Source organism: Alloprevotella sp. Lung230, assembly GCF_014385435.1.
Lineage (GTDB): Bacteria > Bacteroidota > Bacteroidia > Bacteroidales > Bacteroidaceae > Alloprevotella.
In genome coordinates this window covers 63,005-85,839 of sequence record NZ_JACSUD010000011.1, presented here as the reverse complement: position 1 = coordinate 85,839, position 22,835 = coordinate 63,005, and the positions used below count along the sequence as shown (strand labels likewise).

General features: G+C 56.6%; 16 protein-coding genes. 7 read left to right on the top strand and 9 right to left on the bottom strand.

The window, feature by feature from the left end; all coding sequences use genetic code 11:
- Window position 1: 1 nt before the first annotated feature.
- The 3 genes from H8527_RS07140 to H8527_RS07130 all read right to left on the bottom strand — a co-directional run bounded on the left by H8527_RS07140 (window position 2) and on the right by H8527_RS07130 (window position 4,608).
- The gene (locus tag H8527_RS07140) at window positions 2-2,542 is read right to left on the bottom strand and encodes a CotH kinase family protein (RefSeq protein ID WP_187546864.1); all 2,541 of its coding nucleotides are present in this window, start codon (window positions 2,540-2,542) and stop codon (window positions 2-4) included.
- A 125-nt stretch (window positions 2,543-2,667) separates the two neighbouring features.
- Window positions 2,668-4,038, bottom strand: a complete 1,371-nt coding sequence (locus tag H8527_RS07135; protein ID WP_187546862.1) for a flotillin family protein — start codon at window positions 4,036-4,038, stop codon at window positions 2,668-2,670.
- Window positions 4,039-4,059: 21 nt separating this feature from the next.
- Entirely contained in the window at window positions 4,060-4,608 is a 549-nt protein-coding gene (locus H8527_RS07130; RefSeq protein WP_187546860.1) for a serine protease, read from the bottom strand.
- A gap of 848 nt (window positions 4,609-5,456) precedes the next feature.
- On the opposite strand from H8527_RS07130, the gene H8527_RS07125 reads away from it, so the two are divergent.
- Together H8527_RS07125 and H8527_RS07120 are read left to right on the top strand one after the other, a co-directional pair.
- On the top strand, window positions 5,457-6,248 hold the full coding sequence (locus tag H8527_RS07125; protein WP_187546859.1) for a DUF6263 family protein: 792 nt from the start codon (window positions 5,457-5,459) through the stop codon (window positions 6,246-6,248).
- A gap of 37 nt (window positions 6,249-6,285) precedes the next feature.
- On the top strand, window positions 6,286-7,374 hold the full coding sequence (locus H8527_RS07120) for a metallophosphoesterase (protein WP_187546857.1): 1,089 nt from the start codon (window positions 6,286-6,288) through the stop codon (window positions 7,372-7,374).
- A 123-nt stretch (window positions 7,375-7,497) separates the two neighbouring features.
- Here the strand turns inward: H8527_RS07120 and ccsA are convergent, their stop codons facing one another.
- The 4 genes from ccsA to nrfH form a co-directional block, all read right to left on the bottom strand.
- Window positions 7,498-8,286, bottom strand: a complete 789-nt coding sequence (ccsA, locus tag H8527_RS07115) for a cytochrome c biogenesis protein CcsA (protein ID WP_187546855.1) — start codon at window positions 8,284-8,286, stop codon at window positions 7,498-7,500.
- A gap of 42 nt (window positions 8,287-8,328) precedes the next feature.
- Window positions 8,329-9,537, bottom strand: a complete 1,209-nt coding sequence (locus H8527_RS07110) for a cytochrome c biogenesis protein ResB (RefSeq protein WP_255498546.1) — start codon at window positions 9,535-9,537, stop codon at window positions 8,329-8,331.
- A gap of 121 nt (window positions 9,538-9,658) precedes the next feature.
- Window positions 9,659-11,146 (bottom strand): ammonia-forming cytochrome c nitrite reductase, encoded by a 1,488-nt coding sequence (gene nrfA, locus H8527_RS07105; RefSeq protein WP_187546847.1) that lies wholly within the window; start codon window positions 11,144-11,146, stop codon window positions 9,659-9,661.
- Between the two features lie 67 nt (window positions 11,147-11,213).
- Window positions 11,214-11,804: a cytochrome c nitrite reductase small subunit gene (nrfH, locus tag H8527_RS07100; RefSeq protein ID WP_187546845.1), complete on the bottom strand. Its 591-nt coding sequence runs from the start codon at window positions 11,802-11,804 to the stop codon at window positions 11,214-11,216.
- 313 nt (window positions 11,805-12,117) lie between these two features.
- Between nrfH and H8527_RS07095 the strand changes: the two genes are divergently transcribed.
- The 5 genes from H8527_RS07095 to H8527_RS07075 all read left to right on the top strand — a co-directional run bounded on the left by H8527_RS07095 (window position 12,118) and on the right by H8527_RS07075 (window position 19,065).
- Window positions 12,118-13,143 carry a hypothetical protein gene (locus H8527_RS07095; protein WP_187546843.1) on the top strand — a complete coding sequence of 342 codons (1,026 nt, stop codon included), beginning with the start codon at window positions 12,118-12,120 and terminating at the stop codon, window positions 13,141-13,143.
- 118 nt (window positions 13,144-13,261) lie between these two features.
- Window positions 13,262-13,426 carry a hypothetical protein gene (locus H8527_RS07090; RefSeq protein WP_187546842.1) on the top strand — a complete coding sequence of 55 codons (165 nt, stop codon included), beginning with the start codon at window positions 13,262-13,264 and terminating at the stop codon, window positions 13,424-13,426.
- 205 nt (window positions 13,427-13,631) lie between these two features.
- Entirely contained in the window at window positions 13,632-16,553 is a 2,922-nt protein-coding gene (locus H8527_RS07085) for an excinuclease ABC subunit UvrA (RefSeq protein ID WP_187546879.1), read from the top strand.
- Window positions 16,554-16,722: 169 nt separating this feature from the next.
- On the top strand, window positions 16,723-17,985 hold the full coding sequence (locus H8527_RS07080; RefSeq protein WP_187546841.1) for a nucleoside permease: 1,263 nt from the start codon (window positions 16,723-16,725) through the stop codon (window positions 17,983-17,985).
- Between the two features lie 87 nt (window positions 17,986-18,072).
- Window positions 18,073-19,065: a YitT family protein gene (locus H8527_RS07075; protein WP_187546877.1), complete on the top strand. Its 993-nt coding sequence runs from the start codon at window positions 18,073-18,075 to the stop codon at window positions 19,063-19,065.
- A 137-nt stretch (window positions 19,066-19,202) separates the two neighbouring features.
- Here H8527_RS07075 and H8527_RS07070 read toward each other — a convergent pair whose 3' ends face one another.
- Complete coding sequence (locus H8527_RS07070; RefSeq protein ID WP_187546840.1) at window positions 19,203-19,370, bottom strand: DUF362 domain-containing protein; 168 nt, start codon at window positions 19,368-19,370, stop codon at window positions 19,203-19,205.
- 412 nt (window positions 19,371-19,782) lie between these two features.
- Window positions 19,783-22,743, bottom strand: coding sequence for a PEP/pyruvate-binding domain-containing protein (locus H8527_RS07065; protein ID WP_187546838.1), 2,961 nt, complete (start codon window positions 22,741-22,743; stop codon window positions 19,783-19,785).
- Window positions 22,744-22,835: the final 92 nt, after the last annotated feature.

Here is a 22,835-nt window from a genome sequence, read left to right as displayed (position 1 = left end):
ACTATTTCACCACGACCTTACGGCCGTCGATGATGTAGAGGCCGCTCTGCAAGGCGTGGCGCGGCGTCGTGATGCGCTGTCCCGTGAGGGTGAAGATGCCGCGGCGCACCGCCTTCGGGGGCGTAGGAGCGACGGGATCAGGGGCAAGCACCGTTTCAAGCCCCGTAGGCGTGTCGGGGAAGACTTCGAGGTGGTCGAAGATGTAGTGGGCGCGACGGGTGAGCCAAGACTTCAAGCGCGCCGCCATACCGGCATAGTTGCCGGGACCGCGGTGGTAACGCTCGTAGTCGAGCGTCAGCGAGGGCTGCACAAACTGTTGGTAGTCGTCGATGTAGTGGGTCAAGGCATCGAGGCCGCCGTTGTTGACAAAGTCGTTCCACAAGAGGTAGTACTGTTTGCGCACTTCGTCCGAACCTTGCAGCAGTTGATTGAAGAGGGCACGACCGTTGCCGGCAGGTGCCACCTTGAACACATCAAATTCGGGAGAAGCAATGCCGAACTCGCCGCTGTGTTCGTAACCATACGCCCAGTCGCAGTCCCACACGGGACCGAAAATCCAGCGCGTCGAAGCGTCGAAGATGTCGGAACGATGGAGGTAGGTGCTCTTCGGATGACCAAACTCGAGGTTGCCGATCAAGTCGTTGACCATGAAATAGCGCACGAGCGAGGGAATGTCGATGAGGTGGTCGTAGTCGCCGGCTTTGACGGCTTCGGTGAAGGCACGAAACTCGCTGTGGAGGGTGGCATAAAAGTTGTCGTACGCCTCCTTGCCGAAGTCTTTGAGGTAGTCTTTGGGCTCGGGGTCTTTGTATTTGGTGCGGAGGTTGTAGGCCGTATCGTAGAAGAAGGGGTCGCCGTCTTGGTCATAGGTGTCGAGTTCGAGAAGTGCCGCGGTGGAGTCGTTGGGCAGGTCGACGCTGTTGCCCGAGATGCCCACCTGCTCTGTGAAACTATACGCCCCCATGTAGTCGCCGTTGATGTAGAGGTCGACAGGGATGATGTGATTGACCGCCGCCGTTCCCACAATCTGCGCGGCTTTCATGGCGATGGCATTGTTCAAGTGCGCACCGCCGCCGGTGCTGTAATCGCTCAACGCATTGGCGAGCAGCACCCAGCTTTTGCCTTTGTGGAGGCCGAAAGGCTTGACACCCTTGGCAAACTTGAGGCGGTAGGGCTTTTTGTACATGCCCCAAGTGGAATTGCCACGGCCTTTGATGCTCACGCTGTCGGTGAGGTTGCTCCACACACCCACGCCGTCAATGGCGATGTCCGCCCGGCGATATTTGCTCTTGTTGTTGTGAATGTCCTGCACCGTCACGCCGTCTTTGAGGGTGATGTCGATGCGCGGCACGCGGTCGGCCTTGCGGGCGGGGAAGTCGGCCGTCACACTCACCGTGCGGCCATAAGGCAGGGTTTTGAGGGCATAAGTGGCCGGTGTGCCGGGAGTGGCCGGTACTGCCACCTGCTCCACGGTGTAGAGGTTGAGTTCGGCCAGCACCAAGTAGTTGCGGCGTGTGCTCTTGTCGCAGCGCAGGCGCAAGTGGGTAAAGGGTGTTGCGGCCGTGAGAGTGTTGGATTGAAAGCGCTGTGCCGCCCCTGATTGCGGCACACCGTCGGCTTCGGTGAAGGTGTGCAATTCGCTCCACGTCATGCCGTCGGTCGAGGTGAGAAGGGTGAAGACAGAGGGCATGTTGTTAGTCGACGAAGCTCGGGTGAGGTAGTCGAACTTGAAGGTTTTCAGTGCTTCGGGCAGGGCAATGTCGACATAGGGGACGACACTCTCGTCCAGCCCCTCGCCCCAGACGGTGTGGAAGTAGGTGCCGGGATTGCCATCCACTAAGTTGGCCAACGCTTCGTTCGCCCAAGGGGAAGCGTAGTTGGAACTGAGCATCGCGGCGGTGAGGTTGAGGCGTGTGGCTTTTTCTGTATTGCCGGCCGGTCTGGGAGGGATGGCCGCCGCAGTCTCCACCTGCGTGATGCGCTCATGGTTCGGGTCGGCCAGGAGGTAGCGGACGGGCGCGCCAAAGTGCACCCAGTTCACCTCGCTTTGTTGGCGCTTATCGGCCACGTAGACTGCGACACCGCGATCGGCATCGGCCTTGTCCAGTGCAAAGGTGGGGCGCACCGTGCGGTCGATGGCAGCAATGCTGAGACTCACGGTGTTGCCATCGGCAGCGATTTTGCCCACGGCCTCTTTTGCCACGTTGGCATTGGCCTTGGTCGTCACTTTGTAGGCCGCAAAGCGCGGCAGTTTCACCTCCGTGGGGAGAGCGGCGGTGAGGCTCACCACATCCTTCAGGTCGAAGCGCACTACCTGCGCGGCGGTGGTTTGCCCTTGGGGGGCTAAGTGAAATTGCACCTGCCCGGCCACGGTGTCGGTGCGGAGTAGGATAGCGTCGTCAAAGACGCGGAGACGGCCGTCGCGGAGCAGGACGAAAGTTTCGCTGCCCGGCGTGGTGGTTTGCGCCACAACGTCTTGTGGCATCGCGAGCCCCAGCCCCAAAAGACAGGGCAGGAGGGCATGGCGGGAAATTGAGTTCATGGAGAGATAGGGATAGAGGTAAAAGATAAAAGACAAGAGGATGCGTCCGCACATTCCCTCGTGGAAATGTGGGACACACCCTCTGCCGGTAAATGGCTATCGTAGGGAACAGCGCACTTCGGACATTATTCTTCCGTGGCTTCGACTTCGGTCGCTTCCTTGCGGCGGCCGAGATACTCGGGCAGGCTCATGCCGGCCTGTTCAAAGAGGTCGGAAAGCGGGGGTACCGCCTTCATCAGTCCGCTCACAAATCCGGCTGTCGAACTCTTGCCGTCGCCGCCGGCTGCACCATTGTCCCAAACGGTCACCTTGTCGATATTGATGCCCTTGATGGCTTCGACCTGCGTGCGTACGAGTTCGGGGAGCTTTTCGAGTAACAGGAGCGTGTAGGCTTGCGTGGGGTCACCGCCGGCGGCTTGAATCATCTTGTCGTAACCTTGTGCCTGCTTGGTGAGTACTTCATATAAACCCTTGGCTTCGGCCTCCATCTTGGCAAAAATAGCATCGGCTTCACCCTTGGCGTTGACGCGCTTCTGTTCGGCTTCGGCTTCGGCTTCGATGACGAGACGTTGCTTTTCTACTTCTTGTGCCACAATCACATTGGCCTGCTGCGAAGCACGTTCACGCTCAGCACGCGCCAATTCGGCTTGACGTTCGGCAGAATAGGCTTCTTCGAGCGCTTTGGCCTGTGCCACCTTTTCGGCAGCCACGGCACGCCGACCGGCTTCGGCCTCCTTTTCGCGGCGTTCGGCATCGGAGTTGGCAATTTCAACCTTTGCGTTGTTTTCACCCGCGATGGCTTTGGCGTTGGCTTCGGAGGTGCGGATACGCGTTTCCTTTTGCGCTTCGGCACGTCCGATTTCACCAATTTTGTCTTGTTCGGCCACGCTCACCTTGGCCTCGTTGATGGCCTTGGCAGCAGCTTCTTTACCGAGGGCTTCGATGTAGCCGCTCTCGTCCTTGATGTCGGTGACATTGACGTTGATGAGTTTGAGACCAATCTTCTTGAGTTCGATCTCCACGTTGGTCATGATGTTTTCCTGAAACTTGTCGCGGTCGCTGTTCAGTTCTTCGATGCTCATTGAGGCAATCACCAGACGGAGCTGACCGAAGAGGATGTCGCGCGCCATCTCTTGGATGTCGTTGGCCGAAAGTCCGAGCAGACGTTCTGCGGCATTGTTCATCGAGTCGCCCTCGGTGGAGATACCCACCGTGAAGCGGCAGGGCACATCAACGCGGATGTTTTGACGCGAAAGGGCGTTGGTCAGGTTGGCTTCGATGGAGATGGGCGTGAGGCTGAGGTAGGCATAGTCCTGCACCACAGGCCAGACGAACGCACCGCCGCCGTGAATACATTTGGCCGAACCGCCATTGGACGTGGTGCCGTAGATGACGAGGATTTTGTCCGACGGACAGCGGCGATAGCGATTGAGGAGGGCGGCCAAGATGACAAAGGCCACGATGACGATGATGATGGGAAGGAGAATAGGGTCCATAGCGAAAAAAAATAGAAAAGATTAAGCGTTGTGTAGAGAGGTCGGCTCAACCCGCACGGTGTCTTGGTCGATGACTTCGACGATGCGCACGCGAGCGCCCGTCTGCAAGTCGGCCGTATGGGTGGTGACGGCCAGCAGTTCATGCACCGAGCCGTCGATGCTCACCATCACCTTGCCGCTCTTGCCGGGAGCAGCGGGGATGTTGAGGTAGACTTCGCCCACATGGCCGAGCGTTTTCTCCACGCGGAAAGTGTTGTCCTGCGAAAGGCGGAGCACCTGCTGCAACAAAAAGGCGATGAGCACCATAAACACCAGACCGATGAGCACAGCCAGTGCCGCCAACCAGAGTTTGTTGTCGATGATGGGATAGAAAATCACTCCCGTCCAGCCGAAACCCAAGATGAAGCAGGCCACCGTCTTGACGGAGACGAGATTGAGCCCATCGGCATCAAAATCGGTGTCGCCGCCGCTGAAATCGTGGTCGGTGTCGAAGCCGATGAAGAGCGAAATGGTCTGCACCAAGAAGACGGCGCTGGCCACGATGGCCGCTCCCCAATAGATATAGTACATGGAGTTCTGGAGAAAGAGGTCAAGAAAAGTAGGACTTTGTGCTTGCATAAGTAGGTGTTCAAAATTGATTGTAACTATCTTCTGCGTAGGATGTTCTCTACTTTGATGCCATCTTTGCTCCCCTTTTCCGCCATCTCGCCTTTGTTCACCGGTCGTGTAGCTCGCTACACTCCTTCTTCACAAAGACGACCTGACGACAAATTGAAACAAATCCGGTATCAATTAGTTTTGAACACCTACTTAAAAAGGAAATGTAGGGTTTCTTGGCGCTAAGTTACAAAAACTTTGGAAAAACCTCTCCTTTTTGAGGCAGAAAAAGCAAGTAGACCTGTAAAAAAGTGCCTTCCAGAGTTTCTTCACCCCCAAAAAGGGCAAAAAAAATGGGATACCACTGTATCCCAACCTTGTTAACCTTAAATCTAATACTATGAAAAACACATTGCAAAGATACGACCTTCCCCCACGCCGCGCAAGAAAAATATCAGAAAAGCGACAGAAAAAATATTTTTCATTCATTTTCGATATTCTGAGTTGTCAAAACCTATCATCAGACAAAGAAGGTTTGCCCGCTTTGTGCTCCGGCAAGAAGGAGAAAGGGACATGTTGTTCTCCTCTTCTCACACACTGAAATTTACCTCAGAGGTAGATTTTTTTACCTCAGAGCTAGAAAAAACTACCTCTGAGGTAAAAAAATCTACTTCCTACCTTTCTTTTCAAGACAGAAACCATCGTACACTGTACCTGTACGCCCGCCCCTCATCTCATGCCGTGTTTTTTCCAAAAAAGGCTTGGGGGATTTCCAACGAATGACTATCTTTGCAAAAATAATCTTTTAATACTTTTTCGTGATGAGAAAAACGATTTTCACCCTCGTCCTTGCGCTCACGGCCCTCACCGCAGCCGCCCAGCAGCGCTACCTCCTGCGTTTCAACCCCGTGCTCAATCAAGTGTTGCACTATCGCACGCAAATCAACATGACCATGGAGGTCCCGCAAGTGGGGCCGATGCAGATGCAAACGACCATCGAGCAGGATCAAGAAGCGCAGAACATGTCCGACCGAAACTACATCGTGTCTACCACCTTCACTGCCATCGATGGCGTGATGACTCCGACCGCCGGCACCGGCTCGAGTGCCAAGGGGCAGTCCATCAACCTCCGCGACATGGAGCCCATAAAGGCGCTCATCAACAAGCCTTTCATCATGAGATACAACGACCTGCGGAAGCCGGAAGGTCCGCTAATGGCAGAGACAAAGGCGATGGGCATCGACCCTTCGATGCAGAAAATGCTCAACAGTGCCACTCTTCCCGCCGCCTTCCCCGAACGTCCGGTGGCCGTGGGCGAGAATTGGACGGCGACCATGGAGGTGCAGGGCCTTGCGAGCGAAATCACCTTCCGTCTCGTTGAGGTGACGCCCGATGCCTACGTGGTGGCCTACGATGGGCTGATGAGAGGCACTGTGACGGAAACCCAGCCGGGCATGGCGGTCAATATAGACGGCAACATCTCCGGCCGCACCTACTACAGCCGCACCACAGGCTGGGAAATCCCCGGGCAGAACAACGCCAAGATCACGATGAGCATGAGCGTCCCCGGGGTGATGGAAGGCATGCGGATGCAGATGGAAGTGCAGCAATAAACCTCCTCGCAGACACAGACACAAAGACTAAACACAGATGAATTTCTCCTGGCAACTCCTCTTGCTGCTCCTCCCGCTGGCGGGACAGATTTACATTTCGCTGCGGGTGTGGCAGCTCCTGCCCGACCTCCTTCTCCTCCGTTTGACGGCAGTGGTGCTGATGGCGCTGGCTTTTGCCACCTTCTTTGTGGCGATGAGCGGTGCGCTCGACCGCATGCCCATCGGCCCGGCCACGTTGGCCTACGAGGTGGGCACTTCGTGGGTCATCCTCCTGCTTTATCTGATATTGCTCTTTGCCGTAATCGACCTCGCACTGGCGCTCCACCTCCTCCCCCGCGCGTGGGTCAAAGGGAGCGTCATGGGCAGCGTGGCGATCGGGGCGCTGCTCGTGGGACTATTCACCTACGCCTACCTGCACTTTGAGCACAAGCAGCGGGTGGAACTCACGCTCGACTCGGGCGGGCGGGTGAGCCGCCCCTTGAAGCTGGTGATGATGAGCGACCTTCATCTGGGCTACCACAACCGCCGCAGCGACCTCCACCGCTGGCTCGAACTCATCAAGGCCGAACGTCCCGATGCCATCCTCATCGCCGGCGACCTCATCGACCAGACGCTGAAGCCCGTCCTTGAAGAGGAGTCGGCCGAAGAGTTTCGCCGTCTCGGCATCCCCGTCTTTGCTGTCTTGGGCAACCACGACTACTATGCCGGCACGGAGGCCGACAAGGCGTTTTGCCGACGGGCGGGCATCACGATGTTGCAAGACAACGTGGCCTACTTGGGCGATGTGGCCATCGTGGGGCGCGACGACCGCACCAACCGCCGGCGCCGCTCGCTCCGCGAGGTGATGGCGGGCATCGACCGCAGCAAGTACATCATCGAGATGGACCATCAGCCCTACCACCTTGAAGAGGCTGCGCAAAACGGGGTGGACTTCGAACTGGCGGGACACACCCACCACGGGCAGGTGTGGCCGCTCAACTGGGTGACGGATGCCATCTACGAAAAGGCTTACGGCTCGATGACCAAAGGCCGCACGCACTACTACATCAGTTCGGGCATCGGCATCTGGGGCGGCAAGTTTCGCATCGGCACACAGTCGGAATATGTGGTGGCAACGGTGAAATAGCCTCTCTTACCTGCCTTTTTTCAAGGTCTAAACATCAAATGTCCCTATGCGCTATGGGTGCAGCGCATAGGGACATTCTTTTTAGAGCGCGAGGGGCGAAAGCGCTCGGGAAGCCGCGGGACGTCAGCCCATATTATAGGTGTGGACGCTCGTGCCTTGTGCGGAGGGCAGATAGTTGATGCCCCACCAGCACATTTGGAGGAGGACAAAGGAGAGGAGCAGCCCCCACAGCGCGACACGACGGTGGCGGTCGGTGCGCAGACGCAGATGGATGTAGGCCAAATAGGCAAACCACGTGGCGGCCGCCCACGTCTCTTTCGGGTCCCACGCCCAGTAGTGCCCCCAAGCCTCTTTTGCCCAAAGCGCCCCGAAGAGGATGCCGACGGTCATGAACGCCCAACCCACGTGAACAAGGTTGTCGCAGATGTCGAGTTCGTGGTCGGTGGTGGCGTCCTTTTTGAACCACAGCAGGTAGGCGGCCATCAGTGCGGCGGCACCGAGCATGGCGTAGGCAAACATGTAGACGATGACGTGTGGTGCAAACCAAGGGCTTTGCAGCGCGGGCATGAGCGTCTTGTTGTGGATGTCGGGATTGACGAGGTTGATGGTGGTGAACACACCGGCAAGGAGGGTGCTGAAAGCCAAAATCCAAGGATAGCGCCAGCGGGAATAGACAATCAGACCGGCGGTGGGCAGGAAGAAGGCATACCACAAGCGGGTTTCACCCATGGTGCGGAGGGGCGGACGCTCCAGCGAAATCCACAGACCGAGGATGAAGGCAAAGTAGACCAGCAGACCGGCCAGGGTGAGGAGATAGGTGGGGAGGGGACGCTTTTTCCAAGCCGTCCAAGCACCGCCTGCCCACAGCGCGAGGGCGGGCAGAGCAAAGAAGAGGAAGGAATTCCAAGTCATGGTGGGAGAGTTGAAGGAGGTGGAGAGAAGGGCGAGGCTGCCTCAGCGCCGCTTTTGCGCCACAACGAAGATGAGCACAGCACCGGCGAGCAGCAGATAAATGCCTACGTAGACGGCCGGCAACCAAGGATCTTTGACGAGTTCGAAAGTGCTGGTTTCGCTCCATCGGCCCATGGCCTCATCGTAGCTGAGCTGATAGATGCGCCAGCCGTCTACGGCGACCGGTTTGTTCACCTCGACGGTGGCGACAATGTTCTTTTGCGAGCGAGTGTAGATGTGGATGCGCGAGGCATAGCGCTCCGGTTCGCGGCGAGCCATGACCAAGCTCAGATGTTGGGTGAGCTTGAGTTCTTGGAAGGGGAAGAGGTAACTGCCACAGGTCACCCATCCCACAGAGGGCCGGCCCACAGGACGATCGCCTTCCATACGTTGGGCTTCGACGAAGAGAGCCGTCACAGCGCCTGACGAGCCCCAGGCCACGTATTTTGTTGTGTCGCCCGTCACCACAGGAGCAGCAAGGGGAAGATTTTTGCGCACCCGGATGCGCCACTGCGAGAGGCACCCTTCGCGGAAGTGCTTGTCGACGAGCACGATTTCGGGCTTTTTGGCGGGAATGGTTTGTCCGGTTTGGCTGTTGATGAGGAGGAGCTTGGGCGGATATTCGTCGATGGTGAACTTCTCGAGCTGGATGGCCAGAGGAAGTTCGACAAAGCCCTGTTCGTGGGTGGCACGCCATTCGGGCATGTCGGTGCCGGCCTTGAGCTTCACGCGCTCCATGTCGGCACTGCCGAGCGTGGCGGCCACAATGGCGATGAAAAGACCGAGGTGGCAGAGCAGCGAGGGTACCTGCCGCAGGCGAAAATGACACATCTGCCGCAAGGCAATGAGCCCCACGATGGCGGCGAGGAGGAGATAGATGAGCACAAACGGCCAAAAGGCGAGCATCTGCGTGAGTCCGATGGGATCGATGGCTCGCTCGTGGGCAGACACTTGGCGAGTGAGCCCCATCACCACGGTGAGCACGGCAGCATAGAGAAGAGTGGGCACGGCGGCTTCGGTGGTGAGGAGGAAACGGAACAGGCGCACCCGGCGGCGCAGCACATAGACCGCAAGGAGGGCGAGGAGGAAGAGAACGAGGAAAATGGCGTTGAGCGGGAAGGCGAAGTCCGACCACCGCACAGGCCCGACGGCCGATTGCAGCGCCAGCCCGACGAGGAGGAGTCCTGCGCCGAAGGCAAAACCTTCTTTCATTTTCCAAATATGGTTGAACATGGGAGCGAGAGAGATTGGAGTGAACGCGGCGACAGAGGAGGAAAGTCTGCCGCCGCGCTGATGAGGAAATTCAAGGATGTCTCAGGCCGAGGGATTCCACTCAGAGTTCGATGAGCTTGCCCTGGCGTTTGGCCGACTGTACCCACTTGGGCACAACGGTGTTGAGGAACTTGGCCTTGTCAGCTTGGAGTTTTTTGCCATCGACACCGATGTAAGCCCAAGCCTTTTCCTTACTCGAAATGTCGGGCATCGGCACATCGCCGGAGAATCCGTGTTTGGCCAACACTTTGGCAATGGCGATGCGCGCTTCTTGGGCGTAGCCGAGGCTCTGGCCGAGCATGCGTGTCACTTCCTGAGGAGCGTGGAAGGACGCACCATGGCTGGCCACGGCAAAGTCCCAACGCCACTGACTCTTGCGGATGGCCTGCAGAGCGGCCTTCATTTCAGCTTCTGTGGCGCCCTTGTCCCAAGCATATTTGGCCTCGATGTGGGCTTTGGCGAGTTCTTTCTCTACGCGGTTGCGCACGTCGTTGGCCATGCGCTGGCGATCATAGACGTTTTGGCGAAGGGTTTCTGCATCTTCGCGGTGGCAGGTTTGGCAGGTCTTGTCGATGCGGGCAAGCGGACTGATAACCTGGTGGTCGGTATACTTCACGCCGCCTTCGCTCACATAGGGCATGTGGCAGTCGGCACACGACACGCCGCGCTGGCCGTGGATGCCCATGCGCCAGAGTTCGTAGTCGGGGTGCTGGGCTTTGAGGATAGGAGCGCGCGAGAGGGAGTGGGTGTAGTCGGAGTAGTCCATTTCATCATAGTACTTCTCTATGTCGTCGACCGTCCAACCTTTGTCCTGTGGGAAGGTGAGATATTTGCCATCGCCCTTGAAGTAGTATTCCGTGTGGCATTGTGCACAAACGAGTGAACGCATGTGTTGGTGCGACTGCTTGTCGACGTCCTGACCACGACGAGCCCAGGCTTCGTAGAGGGCGGGACGTGCCGGTTTGAGGTTCATGGTGCGGGCATCGTGACAGTCGGAGCAACCAATGGTGTTCACAATCTCGCCGCCCCATTGGCTCCAAGGGGCTTTGTAAAACTCGGCGATGCCCTTCTCCTTCATGATGCGGGGCACGTCGGGACCTTTGCAGGTCCAGCAGGTGCCGGGCTGCGTGTCCTTGTTGCCGTTCACACCGGGCGCACCGGTGCGGAGGATTTCGCGCATGTCGTCAATGGCGTGCTTGTGACCGCGCGGCGTGTTGTACTCCATCGAGAAGGAATAGCCCGCCCAAAGCACGACCATTTCCGGGCGTGCGGCCAGCACATCGACACGTTGCGAACTGTTGAACTCACCTTGGTAGGTGGTGTCTTCGGTCGTTTTCCACGTTTGATATTCGCGGGGGAAATCTTCGGCAAACTTCTCGTTTTGCGACACGATGGAGTCCTTAAACATGTGTTTGCGATTGTTGTAGATGCTCACCACCTCGGCGCGACGCTCGAGGAGGGAGGAAACGATGAGTCCGAGGACGAAGACTGCGACCATTGAGCCTCCGAACAGGAGCCATCCTTGCCAGCGTTTCAATTGTTGTGCCATGATTTTGTGTGTCTTTTATGTTGTTGTTATGCAGATGTTGTTTTTACATAAAGAGAAAAGAGGGAACTTACTTCACCATCTTCTGGAGCCAGTCGGGAACCGGAGAGTCGGGCAGCGGCACCTCGGCGTTGGGCGTCGAAGAGAGGGAGTTCATCTTGCCGTGCGCCACATCGCGGTGGCAGTCCCAGCAGGCTTTTCCGGCATCGCACTTGACGTCCATGTAAGTGATGCGCCCCGTATTGACCAGTTCGGTGTTGAGCGTGGCGTGACACCTCACGCAGTTTTCCATGATGACCTCAGCGCTCTCGTCAATGGCGCGGATGGCCTGTCGCTCTTGGCGCGTGACAAACTTGTAAACGTGGTTCATGCCGTCTTTGCCTTTGAAGAAATACTTCCGAAAGACATTGTCGTGCGGCACGTGGCAGTCGTTGCACGTGGTGTTGCGGGCGTGCGCCCCATGCATCCACGTGGCGTAGTAGGGGGTCATGATGTGGCAGTTGACACAGGCCGAGGGGTCATCTCCCAAATAGGTGTGAAACCTGAGCAGATAGAGGAAAAGTCCGCCTAAGCCCACCACAACCCCACTCACGAGCAGCAGAGCCACCTTGGCGCGGTGGCCTAAGCGCGGTAGTCGTTGTAGGAATCTGTTCGTTATCATGATGTCTATGGTTGTTGAGATGGTGCAAATATAAACAACTTTTCTTTCTTCTACCACCATTTTCTCCTCATTTTTGAGGATGAAAGCCAAAAAAGATGCTTTTTATATCGAAATAAAGAAATCGGTAGAAAATGCATAACGAATTTGGCAGAAAATGCAAGGCTTTCAGCACGCGCTGATATCCTTCGGAATCCTCCCAACTCATTAGAGAAGCATAAGTGGAATTTTTTCTAAATAACTCTTCCCATTTCAAAATAATTCCTTATCTTTGCCTGCAGATATACTTATTCAACCCATAAAGACCTCTATTCTTATGAAAAAAATTTTTACGACATTGTTTCTTGCGCTGATACCATTCTTTGTGATGGCTCAGACCATTAGTTTGCCTTTTAGTTATGATGGCGGTCAGAAAGACCTTCCTGAAGGAGTGATTCAAGATAAATTAGGCAGTGATTATAAAAGCCATCCAGAAACTAAACTCAAATTTGATAAAAAAGGATCATCTCTTACCTTTCATTTACCCTCTCACCAAGGATTAACTTTTTGGTATAATTACAGAGAAAATGGTAATGTCACATCGAATACTTTTCACGTACAAATTTCTACCGACCCTAAACACAAAATCTTTAGTGACGTTACCCCCACATTATTACAGACAAATCGATATGTAGTATCAATTTCTGCAGGAGTTACAGCTGTAAAACTACTCTATAACAAGAAAAAAACAGGAAATATCGGAATTGGTGGTCTTCACATCGAAGAAGTTGTTCCTTTTACCATTACAAGCGCAGGATATGCCACCTTCTATGCTAACAAAAATGTTCGCTTCCCTCAAGGAGTGAAAGCCAGCATTGTTGAAGCCGATGGTAATGGAATTAAGGTAAAAGAACTCGCAGAACAAGTGGTTAATGCCAATACTGCTGTACTGCTCCAAGCTAAGGCCGGTGCTTATGTAGCTGAACCTCTTGAAACTGCAGAAGGTACAGCGAATACCACTGGCAATATCCTCCAAGGCTGCCTTGAAGAGAAAGATGTTACGGCAACAGCCGGTCAAAAGATTTATATCCTCAACAAAGGTAGCAAAGGCGTGGGTTTCTATTGGGAAATGGGTACTGGCGGCAACAGTGCTACCGTTCAAGCCGGACACGCCTACCTCAGCCTTCCCTTCGCCAGCGGTGGCGCACAAGGTTTCTCACTCGTGGATCCCATCGTGACCGGCATTGAAGCCGTTGAAACTCCCAACACGCAAGATGCCCCCATCTACGACCTCTCCGGTCGCCGCGTAACCCACCCCACCCACGGCATTTACATTGTCGGCGGCAAGAAAGTTATGAAATAAAAAACAACGATTGGCGAAGCGTGGGAGGCAAAACCTCCGGCATCTTATTCCAAAAGACCATTTCCCCCACGCTCCGCACAATCCACCTCATACACCTTATATTCAGCAAATTCTACTTATGAAATCCTATATCGCCCCCAAAGTTACCCTTCTCCATATTGCTTCTGAACACATGATGGCACTTTCCTCCCACCAAGAAGAAGCCACCTCACCCGGCGGACTCAGCAACGGCTACGATGGCAGTTCTATCTGGGACAACGAGGAAACTTTGAACCGACCCTAAGCATTCGTCTTACAGACGTTTTCTTGCGACGCAATTACTTTTTGAGTAGTTGCGTCGCAAGTGTATTTTAGGGAAAGCAAAAGCAGGAGCAACCACCACGTGGAAGGGGAAAAAGGAAATGCAAGCGGTGCAGCATCAAACTTTTTTCGTACCTTTGCCTACTCATCCGTACATTATTTTGAACACCTACTCATCCTCTCTGCTTATGGACAATGCCATCATCGTGAAAGGCGCGCGCGTGAACAACCTGAAGAATATCGACATCGACATCCCGCGCGACAAACTGGTGGTCATTACCGGCCTTTCGGGGTCGGGCAAGTCGTCGTTGGCTTTCGACACCCTCTATGCCGAAGGGCAGCGCCGCTATGTAGAGAGCCTTTCGGCCTATGCCCGCCAGTTTCTCGGCCGCATGAACAAACCCGAATGCGACTACATCAAAGGGCTGCCTCCCGCCATTGCCATTGAGCAGAAGGTGACAAGCCGCAACCCTCGTTCCACCGTGGGCACAAGCACCGAAATCTACGAATATCTCCGCCTCCTCTTTGCCCGCATCGGCCGCACCTTTTCGCCTGTGAGCGGTGAGGAGGTGCGCCGCCACAGTGCCGACGATGTCGTAGCCGCCGCCCTCCGCCACCCTGCCGGCACACGATTTACGGTGCTCGCCCCTCTCCCACCCCGCACAGACCGCAGTTTCAAAGAGCAAATGGAGGTGCTGATGCAGCAAGGACTCTCACGTCTCGATTTCGACGGCGAGATGGTGCGCATGGACGAGGCGATAGAAAGCGAAGCCGCCATTGCCCGCCACGAAGCCGCGCAGGCCGAAGGCCGTTTGTTCCTGCTGCTCGACCGCTTGGTGGTGGACAGTTCGAAGGACGGCGTTTCGCGCCTCACCGACTCTGTCGAAACGGCACTCTTTGAAGGCGATGGGGAATGCCTGTTGCGCTTCTATCCGGACGGCGCGCTCGAAAGGTTCTCGACCCGCTTTGAAGCCGACGGTATCAAATTTGAAGACCCGAGCGACAATTTTTTTTCCTTCAACTCCCCTGTGGGTGCCTGCCCCAAGTGCGAGGGTTTCGGCCGCGTCATCGGCATCGACGAGAGTCTTGTCGTGCCCAACCGTGCCCTCTCCGTCCATGATGGGGCGGTGATGTGCTGGCGCGGAGAGAAGATGGGCATCTGGCTGCAAGAGTTCATGCGCAAAGCCGCTGCCCACAATTTCCCCATCTTTGAGCCCTACTTCAACCTCACCCCCGCACAGCGCGACCTCCTCTGGCATGGCGGTGAAGGGATGGCATGGAGCGACGAAGAAGGCGATGTCTGCATCGACACGTTCTTCCGTATGCTCGAAGAAAATCAGTACAAAATCCAATACCGCGTCATGCTCGCGCGCTATCGCGGCAAGACCGACTGCCCTGCGTGCCACGGTGCCCGACTGCGCCCCGAAGCCCTCTATGTGCGGGTGGGAGGCGCGACCATCGCCGAACTGGTGCGCCGTCCCGTGAGCGAACTCGCGGCGTGGTTTGACGCCCTCACCCTCACGCCCCACGAGACACAGGTGGCCACGCGGCTGCTCACCGAAATCCGCACCCGCCTGCGCTTCCTCCAAGAGGTGGGCCTGTCCTACCTCACCCTCGACCGCCTGAGCAACTCCCTCTCTGGCGGCGAAAGTCAGCGCATCAACCTCGCCACCTCTTTGGGCAGTTCGCTCGTGGGCAGCCTCTACATCCTCGACGAGCCCTCCATCGGGCTTCACTCTCGCGACACCGACCGCCTCATCCACGTCCTCAAAGCCCTCCGCGACTTGGGCAACACGGTGATTGTGGTGGAACACGATGAGGACATTATGCGCGCGGCCGACTATCTCATCGACATTGGTCCCGATGCCGGACGCTTGGGCGGCGAGGTGGTCTGGAAGGGACAAGTGACCACGGCTTTGAAGGGGAAAAGCACTGCCGCAAAAACTACCTCAGTACTAAAAAAATCTACCTCAGAGGTAAAAAATTCTACCTCAGAGCTAGAAAAAACTACCTCTGAGGTAAATTCACCCCACCCGCAGAGCCACACCCTCAACTTTCTCACGGGGGCAGAAAGGATAGACGTCCCCGCCACACGCCGCCGGTGGAATCGCGCCATCCGCGTGGTCGGTGCGCGCCACAACAATCTGAAAGGCATCGACGTGGACTTCCCGCTCAATGTGCTCACCGTGGTGACCGGTGTGTCGGGTTCGGGCAAATCCACCCTTGTGCGCGACATCTTCTACCGTGCACTGCAACGCCACCTCGGGGAGGGTGCCGACCGCCCCGGGGAGCACATCGACCTCACCGGCGATCTCGATGCCCTCCGGGCTGTCGACTTCATCGACCAAAACCCCATCGGCAAGTCCTCGCGCTCCAACCCCGTGACCTACGTCAAGGCCTACGACGAAATCCGGCGCTTGATGGCCGACCAGCCTTTGGCCAAACAAATGGAGATGACACCCGCCTTCTTCTCCTTCAATACCGACGGCGGTCGGTGCGAGGAGTGCAAGGGCGAGGGCACCGTGCGCATCGAGATGCAGTTTATGGCCGACCTCGTGCTGGAGTGCGAGAGTTGCCACGGTCAGCGCTTCAAATCCGAGGTATTGGAAGTGAAATTCCACGACAAGAACATCTACGACATCCTCGACATGACGGTCGATCAGGCCATCGAGTTTTTCGATGCCCATCAGGCCAAGAAGGTGACCAAACGCCTGCGGCCGCTGCAAGACGTGGGGCTGGGCTACATCAAACTGGGGCAGTCGTCGTCCACCCTTTCGGGCGGTGAAAACCAGCGCGTCAAACTGGCTTACTACCTCAGCCAGGAGCGCAGCGAACCCACGCTTTTCATCTTCGACGAGCCCACCACGGGTCTTCACTTCCACGACATCCACCGCCTGCTCCGCGCTTTCGATGCCCTCATCGAGCGCGGCCACACGCTGGTGGTGATCGAGCACAACCTTGATGTGGTGAAAACCGCCGACCACGTCATCGACCTCGGCCCCGAAGGCGGTGCTGCCGGCGGCGAACTCGTGTTTGCCGGTACGCCCGAAGAGATGGTGCGCGCCGGCAAGGGCTACACCGCTCGCTACCTGAGTGAGAAATTGAATTGACTTCCCTCCCTCCCCGAAAAAGGCGGTGTTTCAGGGCTTTTCGCGCTGAAACACCGCCTTTGTGCGCATAATATCGAAAAAACTTGCACGTCTACTTGGCATTCTTCGGCTTTTGCACTAAATTTGCATTTCGAACTCACTTCACAACCCTAATCTTTACCAAAACAACATGAACAACAATTTCATCAAAGCGAGACTCATCGCGATGAATTTTCTCGAATTTGCCGTTTGGGGTGCCTACCTGATTTCCATGGGAACTTTCCTTGCAGGTGTCGGTATGGGTGCTCACATCGGTTGGTTTTACACCGTACAAGGACTTGTGTCCATCTTCATGCCCGCCATTGTCGGCATTGTGGCCGACCGCTGGATACCGGCACAACGCATGCTCTCCCTCTGCCATTTCGTCGCGGCGATTTCGATGATTGCCGTAGGTGTGTTGGCCGCTTTGGGACACCATAATTTCAGCACCCTCTTTCCGGTTTACACCCTCAGCGTAGCGGCCTATATGCCCACGCTCGCGTTGACCAATTCCGTTTCCTACAACGCCCTCGACCGCGCAGGGCTCGACACGGTCAAGGCTTTCCCGCCCATCCGCATCTTCGGTACGATCGGGTTCATCATTTCCATGTGGATTGTGGACTTGTCGGGCTGGCAAAGCACCGAAATCCAATTTTTCGTCTCCGCCGCTTGGAGTTTGCTGTTGGCAGCCTATGCGCTGACCCTCCCCTCCTGCCCCACGGCACCGAAGGGCGAACGCAAAGACCTCGTTCAGGCTTTGGGACTGGACGCTTTCCGTTTGTTCGGGCAACGTCGCATGGCACTTTTCTTCATCTTCTCGATGTTGCTGGGCGTGAGCCTGCAAATCACCAACGGCTATGCCAACCCCTTCATCACCAGTTTCGGTGTCGATGCAGCCTATAAGGGTGAGTTTTTCGTAGACCACGCCAATCTGCTCATCTCTCTCTCGCAAATCTCCGAGACCTTCTGCATCCTGCTCATCCCCTTCTTCCTCCGCCGCTTCGGCATCAAGACGGTGATGCTCATCGCCATGTTTGCCTGGGTGCTTCGCTTTGGATTCTTCTCCGTGGGCAATCCCGCCTTCCCGGGTGTTACCCTCTTCATCCTCTCTATGATTGTCTACGGCGTGGCCTTCGACTTCTTCAATGTCTCCGGCTCGCTCTTCGTCGACAAGGAGGCCGATCCTGCCCTTCGCTCCAGTGCACAGGGGCTCTTTATGCTCATGACCAACGGCATCGGTGCTTCGGTGGGTACACTCGGCGCACAATGGGTGGTCAATTGCTACGTCAGCAACGAAGGCGGCGTGATGGTGGGCAACTGGTCTACGGTGTGGGGCATCTTTGCGGTTTACGCGCTGCTCGTAGCGGTGGCTTTCCTCATCATCTTCCGCGAAAAGAAAGTGGTCAAGTCTTAATTTTCTTCCCTCACTTCACACTCTCGGCATCGGCCTTCCGCCCTTGCCTCAACCTCAACTTAACGCATGAACAACTTCAAAACAGGCATGGCGCATTGGACGCAGCCCGCCCGACAATTCAACTGGTGGTTCACTTGGATTAAAATCATTGTGGGCATCACGATTATGTGTGCCGGCTTCGTGTTTTTCATCAACCCTTACCGCATTGTTCCCGGCGGTGTGTATGGCGCCGGCATCGTGCTCCACAGTTTGTTTCCCACCATCCAGGTCGGAACTTTCGGTTGGTTTTTCGATGTCCCCCTCCTCATCCTTGCGGCCATTTTCTTAGGCTCTAAAATTGGGTCGCGCACCATCTTTGCGGCGCTCATCACGCCTCTGATTATGAACATCCTCTCTGATTTGGCCTATCCCAATGCCGAAGCGCTCCACGCGCTCAATCCTGCCGAACTTTGCGGAGGGGTGATCAACATGAGCCAACACCTGATGCTCACCACCATTATCGGTGCGGCCACCATCGGATTGGGTTGCGGTTTTGTGGTGCGCCAACAAGCCACCACGGGAGGTACGGACATCGTGGCGATGTTCCTGCAAAAATACCTCAACGTGCGCTTCTCCAACGGCATTCTGATTTGCGATGCCATCGTGGTGCTTTCCGGTTTGCTCGTGTTCGGCCTCGGTTTGGGCAATGTGGAAGCCGGCGGCGACGCTCCCTCATGGCACTTGTCGTTCTATTCGCTCATCGCTATCTTCGTTTCATCAAAAACCATCGCCTATGTCATCAACGGAGCGCAGGACGACAAACTCGTGTTCGTCATCTCCAGCCGCCCCAATGAGGAGTTGCGCGAATTCATTCTCCAAACGCTCGACCGCTCGGCCACCCGCATCAAAAGCAGCGGCCTCTACACGCAGGAAGATAAGGAAATGCTTTTCCTCGTCGTGTCGAACAAGGAAATTACGGCGGTCAAGACCAAGGTGCAAGAGGTTGACCCTCGCGCCTTTGTGATTGTGAGCGATGCCCAAGCCACCTACGGCGAAGGCTGGAGGCCGCTCCCTCTCGCCGGCGAGTTGCACCCCGAATAGCGACACGCACGCGCTCCTCGCTTCGGGCAGCATGCTTCGCGCAATCTCCCCTCCGCACCACCCTCGCCCATACGACAACGGCCGGCTCTCCGCAAGGAAAGCCGGCCGTTGTCGTTGGGGTGAGCACCGAAGTGCGATTAAGCCTGAGAAATCGAGCCTGTGGGACAAACGTCTGCGCAAGCGCCGCAGTCGATGCAGGTGTCGGCAGCGATAGCATAGATTTCGCCTTCGCTGATGGAGGCAGTGGGACATTCGTCGATGCAAGTGCCGCAGGCAATGCAATCGTTAGAGATAATGTGAGCCATTGTGATAAGAATTTAAAGAGTTATGTGTATGTTATGTATGTGGGTAGATGAGATGCCGAATGGAGCTTTGCGGGCTTCATTCGGCACGTTGTCGTCATGTCTGCTGCAAAAGTACGGCAAACTTTTGAGCGCACCAAATTTTGCAGGGAGTTTTTTTGCCGCGAGAGCCGTTTCAGCGTTTCGCAAAAGCTGCCGCACGTCCTGCGCTGTGTCGCCCGCGCCCGCAAACCTCAGGCAGCGTTCGTCCCTTCGGGAAGGGACATTCGTTCCTTCGGGAAGAGACATTCGTCCCCTCGCGAAGAGACGTTTGTTCCTTCGCGAGGGGACGATGCACAATTCAGGCGCAGCAACGCGGGCTGCCGTCGTAAATGTCGATGACTGTATGCCGCAATGAACGCGGCACATCACGGCATCACTCCTCGGGGAGGAGGACGAAACCGAGCTTTTTCTTGCCGTCCATCTTGATGGTGAGCGGACGGGGAAAGCGCACGTGGCGCACGTGGTCCGTCTCCTCGACGGCAGGGAGGTCGTTGAGGAGGGCTTGGTGGTACGTGCCGTCGCCGATGAAGTCGTTGATGGTGAAATAGCCCACCCCGAAAGAGGTGAGGTTTTGGAAGAAATGTGTGCCCTGGGAGGGTTCGACGCGGTGGTGGGTGAGTCCGGCTTCCACGATGATGCGGGCAGCGGAGATGGCCGGCCACTTCACGGGGATGCCGAGCCAAGGGTCACTCGAGCCCCAACGGCCGGGGCCGACGAGGACGTAGTGGCGGCCTTCGGCAAGGAAGCGGGCGTTGATGCGCTCAATCTCCTGCGCGATGGTGGGATTGTCGGCGGGGCGGTAGCCTTCGGTTTTGACGTAGACGATGTCGGCAATGTCGTCCGGCTGTCCGTGGCCGAGGCTGTTGTCGCTGCGGAGGATAACGCGGGCATCGTCGATGGTGGACAGGTCGATGTGGACGTCGCTTTTCACATCGACCATCGGACGGATTTGCAGGAGATAGAAAGTGCAGGAGCGGTCGGCAGCGTTGATATTGACGGCAAACTCAATCTCGACGGGGCGGCGCATTTCTTGCTGTCCGAGGTGCAAAATCTCTTGCAGGAGGGTGGGAAGCGGCACCACGTCGTGTTCCAACACGCCCACGAAGCTCATGATTTTGCGGCCGCCGGGATAGACGCCGGGATAGATGACTTGGTCGGTCGCATTGTAGGTGGAGGCGATGAATTGGAGGCTGCCGTCCTTTTCGGCCTCCTTGACGGGGAGGCGAAGGAGATTGAAACTGTCGTCGATGGAGAAGTTGTCGCCCCTGTTGGTGAGGTCAAGGGCGTAGAAGCGCGTCTGCGTTTCGCGCAGAGCAATCTCCGTTTCGGATGTTTGGAGCACCTTGGCCGGATGGTGAGGGCAGACGCGGAGGGTGAGGCCGCCGTCGACGATGTACTTGCCCAGACCGAGGGCGAGGCTGACGATGCCTTCGTCGGCGCGCTCATCGTTGATGGGATAGTAGTTGAGCGAGCGCCCCACGCCCGAGATGGCAGGATAGAAGCGCGTGCCGTGTTGCTGCCCCACGACCTCTTGGATGATGACGGCCATCTTCTCTTGGTCGATGACGTTGCGCGTGGCCTGCATGTAGGCTTTCGAGTCCTTGAAGTAGACCGAAGCATAGACGCCCTTGATGGCATCAGAAAGCATGAGGAGCATCCGGCGGCGGTCGTCGAGATAGGGCACCATATAAGTGTTGTAGATACCGGCAAAAGGCTGGTAGTGGCTGTCTTCGAGGAGCGAACTTGAGCGCACGGCCACAGGACTTTGCGTGGCTTCGATGTAGGTGAGGAAATCGCCCAGCAGGCGGCGCGGCAGATGGGCAGCGCGGAAGGCGGCGAGGATTTCGCTGTCGTCGGCATCGGAGAGGGCGATGGGATAAAGGTCGTTGGTGTCCATGAACTCCTCGAAGATGTCGGTGCAGAGGACCACCGTCTTCGGAATCATCACCGTGGCATTGTCGAAGCGGTTGACCGTGGGATGGCGCTTGATGATGTTGTCGATAAAGGCCAAACCGCGTCCTTTTCCACCCAGCGAGCCTTCGCCGATACGGGCAAAGTTGGAGTATTGGTCGAAGCGATTGCGTTCGAACACCGCCACCACGCCTTGGTTCTTCATGCGGCGGTAGCTCACGATGGCATCAAAGATGATTTGTCGGTGGGCATCGAGGTCCTGCAACTCATTCCACGAGAGGGAGCGGATGAGTTCGGCCAACGGAAACATGGCGCGGCTGCGCAACCAGCGCGACACGTGGTTGCGGGAGATGTGGTAGAGCAGCGATTGGGCGGGCACTTTGAAAATGGCGGTTTGCAGTTCTTTGAGCGTCCGCACCCGCGCCACAGGTTCGAAGGTCGTGGGGTCGCGGAAGACGAAGTCGCCGAAGCCGAAGTGCACCTTGATGGCGTCGCGCAGGTCGATGTTCATCTTCTTCGAATTTTTGTCGATGAAGTCGGCTCCATAGATGGCAGCACTATGCATGTTCTCCGTCTCGGCCGATTGGAGAATGAGGGGGAGGAAAGGGTCGCGCGTCCGGAGTTCGGCCAGCAGTTTCACGCCCGCTCGCGCATCGACCTGTCCGGCTTTGGGATAGCGCGCATCGGTGATGACGCCCAGCACCTGTTTGGGGTGGCGCTCGTAGAGGGCGAGGGCTTCTTCGTAGTTGCGTGCCAACACAATCTTCGGCCGACCGCGCATGCGCAGGGTACGTTGGTGGCCGTTGAGGGCTTCGGTGGCAAAATCCTTACTTTGTTGCAGCACAAACTTGTAGAGTTCCGGCAGCACAGAGGAGTAGAAGCGGATGCTGTCCTCCACGAGGAGAATCATCTGCACGCCCCCCTCCTCGATGTCGTGATCGAGGTTCATTTTGTCCTCAATGAGCTTGATGATGGAGAGGAGGAGGTCGGTGTTGCCCAGCCAGCAGAAGACGTATTCGAAGATACTCAGGTCCTCGTGCTCCATACGCGCAGTGATGCCGTGGCTGAAGGGCGTGAGCACCACGAGGGGGATGGCGGTGTAGCGCTCTTTGATGGCGCGGGCGATGTCGAAGGTTTCGCCGTTGTCCGTGCCCGGCATGACAATGACGAGGTCGAACGGTGTGCGCTCCAGTTCGCCCCACGCTTCTTCGGCCGAGGCGGCCAGCATGAAGCGAGGCGGATATCGCAGCGAGAGTGCGGCATATTCGTCGAAGAGTTTCTCGTCAATGCGCCCATCGTCCTCCAGCATGAAGGCATCGTAGGGGTTGGCCAAGATGAGGATGTTAAACACGCGGCGCGTCATCAAATTGACGAACGAAGTGTCTTTCAGAAAAATCTGATTGAGCTTTTGTTTGGACAGCATAGCGGTGGGAATTGAAGGGGGACAGACAGCAGAACAACAAAAAAGGCAGGCGGACAGACGGTTGTTGCACCCTCTCTCCACCTGCCTCAGTG

What these genes read in the sequence shown, in the direction of transcription:
- H8527_RS07090 (WP_187546842.1), top strand. Translation starts at nt 13,262, where the DNA reads ATGAAATCCTATATCGCCCCCAAAGTTACCCTTCTCCATATTGCTTCT.
- H8527_RS07130 (WP_187546860.1), bottom strand. Translation starts at nt 4,608, where the DNA reads ATGTACTATATCTATTGGGGAGCGGCCATCGTGGCCAGCGCCGTCTTC.
- H8527_RS07095 (WP_187546843.1), top strand. Translation starts at nt 12,118, where the DNA reads ATGAAAAAAATTTTTACGACATTGTTTCTTGCGCTGATACCATTCTTT.
- H8527_RS07070 (WP_187546840.1), bottom strand. Translation starts at nt 19,370, where the DNA reads ATGGCTCACATTATCTCTAACGATTGCATTGCCTGCGGCACTTGCATC.
- H8527_RS07085 (WP_187546879.1), top strand. Translation starts at nt 13,632, where the DNA reads ATGGACAATGCCATCATCGTGAAAGGCGCGCGCGTGAACAACCTGAAG.
- H8527_RS07125 (WP_187546859.1), top strand. Translation starts at nt 5,457, where the DNA reads ATGAGAAAAACGATTTTCACCCTCGTCCTTGCGCTCACGGCCCTCACC.
- nrfA (WP_187546847.1), bottom strand. Translation starts at nt 11,146, where the DNA reads ATGGCACAACAATTGAAACGCTGGCAAGGATGGCTCCTGTTCGGAGGC.
- H8527_RS07140 (WP_187546864.1), bottom strand. Translation starts at nt 2,542, where the DNA reads ATGAACTCAATTTCCCGCCATGCCCTCCTGCCCTGTCTTTTGGGGCTG.
- H8527_RS07110 (WP_255498546.1), bottom strand. Translation starts at nt 9,537, where the DNA reads ATGAAAGAAGGTTTTGCCTTCGGCGCAGGACTCCTCCTCGTCGGGCTG.
- H8527_RS07120 (WP_187546857.1), top strand. Translation starts at nt 6,286, where the DNA reads ATGAATTTCTCCTGGCAACTCCTCTTGCTGCTCCTCCCGCTGGCGGGA.
- nrfH (WP_187546845.1), bottom strand. Translation starts at nt 11,804, where the DNA reads ATGATAACGAACAGATTCCTACAACGACTACCGCGCTTAGGCCACCGC.
- ccsA (WP_187546855.1), bottom strand. Translation starts at nt 8,286, where the DNA reads ATGACTTGGAATTCCTTCCTCTTCTTTGCTCTGCCCGCCCTCGCGCTG.
- H8527_RS07135 (WP_187546862.1), bottom strand. Translation starts at nt 4,038, where the DNA reads ATGGACCCTATTCTCCTTCCCATCATCATCGTCATCGTGGCCTTTGTC.
- H8527_RS07075 (WP_187546877.1), top strand. Translation starts at nt 18,073, where the DNA reads ATGGCGCATTGGACGCAGCCCGCCCGACAATTCAACTGGTGGTTCACT.
- H8527_RS07080 (WP_187546841.1), top strand. Translation starts at nt 16,723, where the DNA reads ATGAACAACAATTTCATCAAAGCGAGACTCATCGCGATGAATTTTCTC.
- H8527_RS07065 (WP_187546838.1), bottom strand. Translation starts at nt 22,743, where the DNA reads ATGCTGTCCAAACAAAAGCTCAATCAGATTTTTCTGAAAGACACTTCG.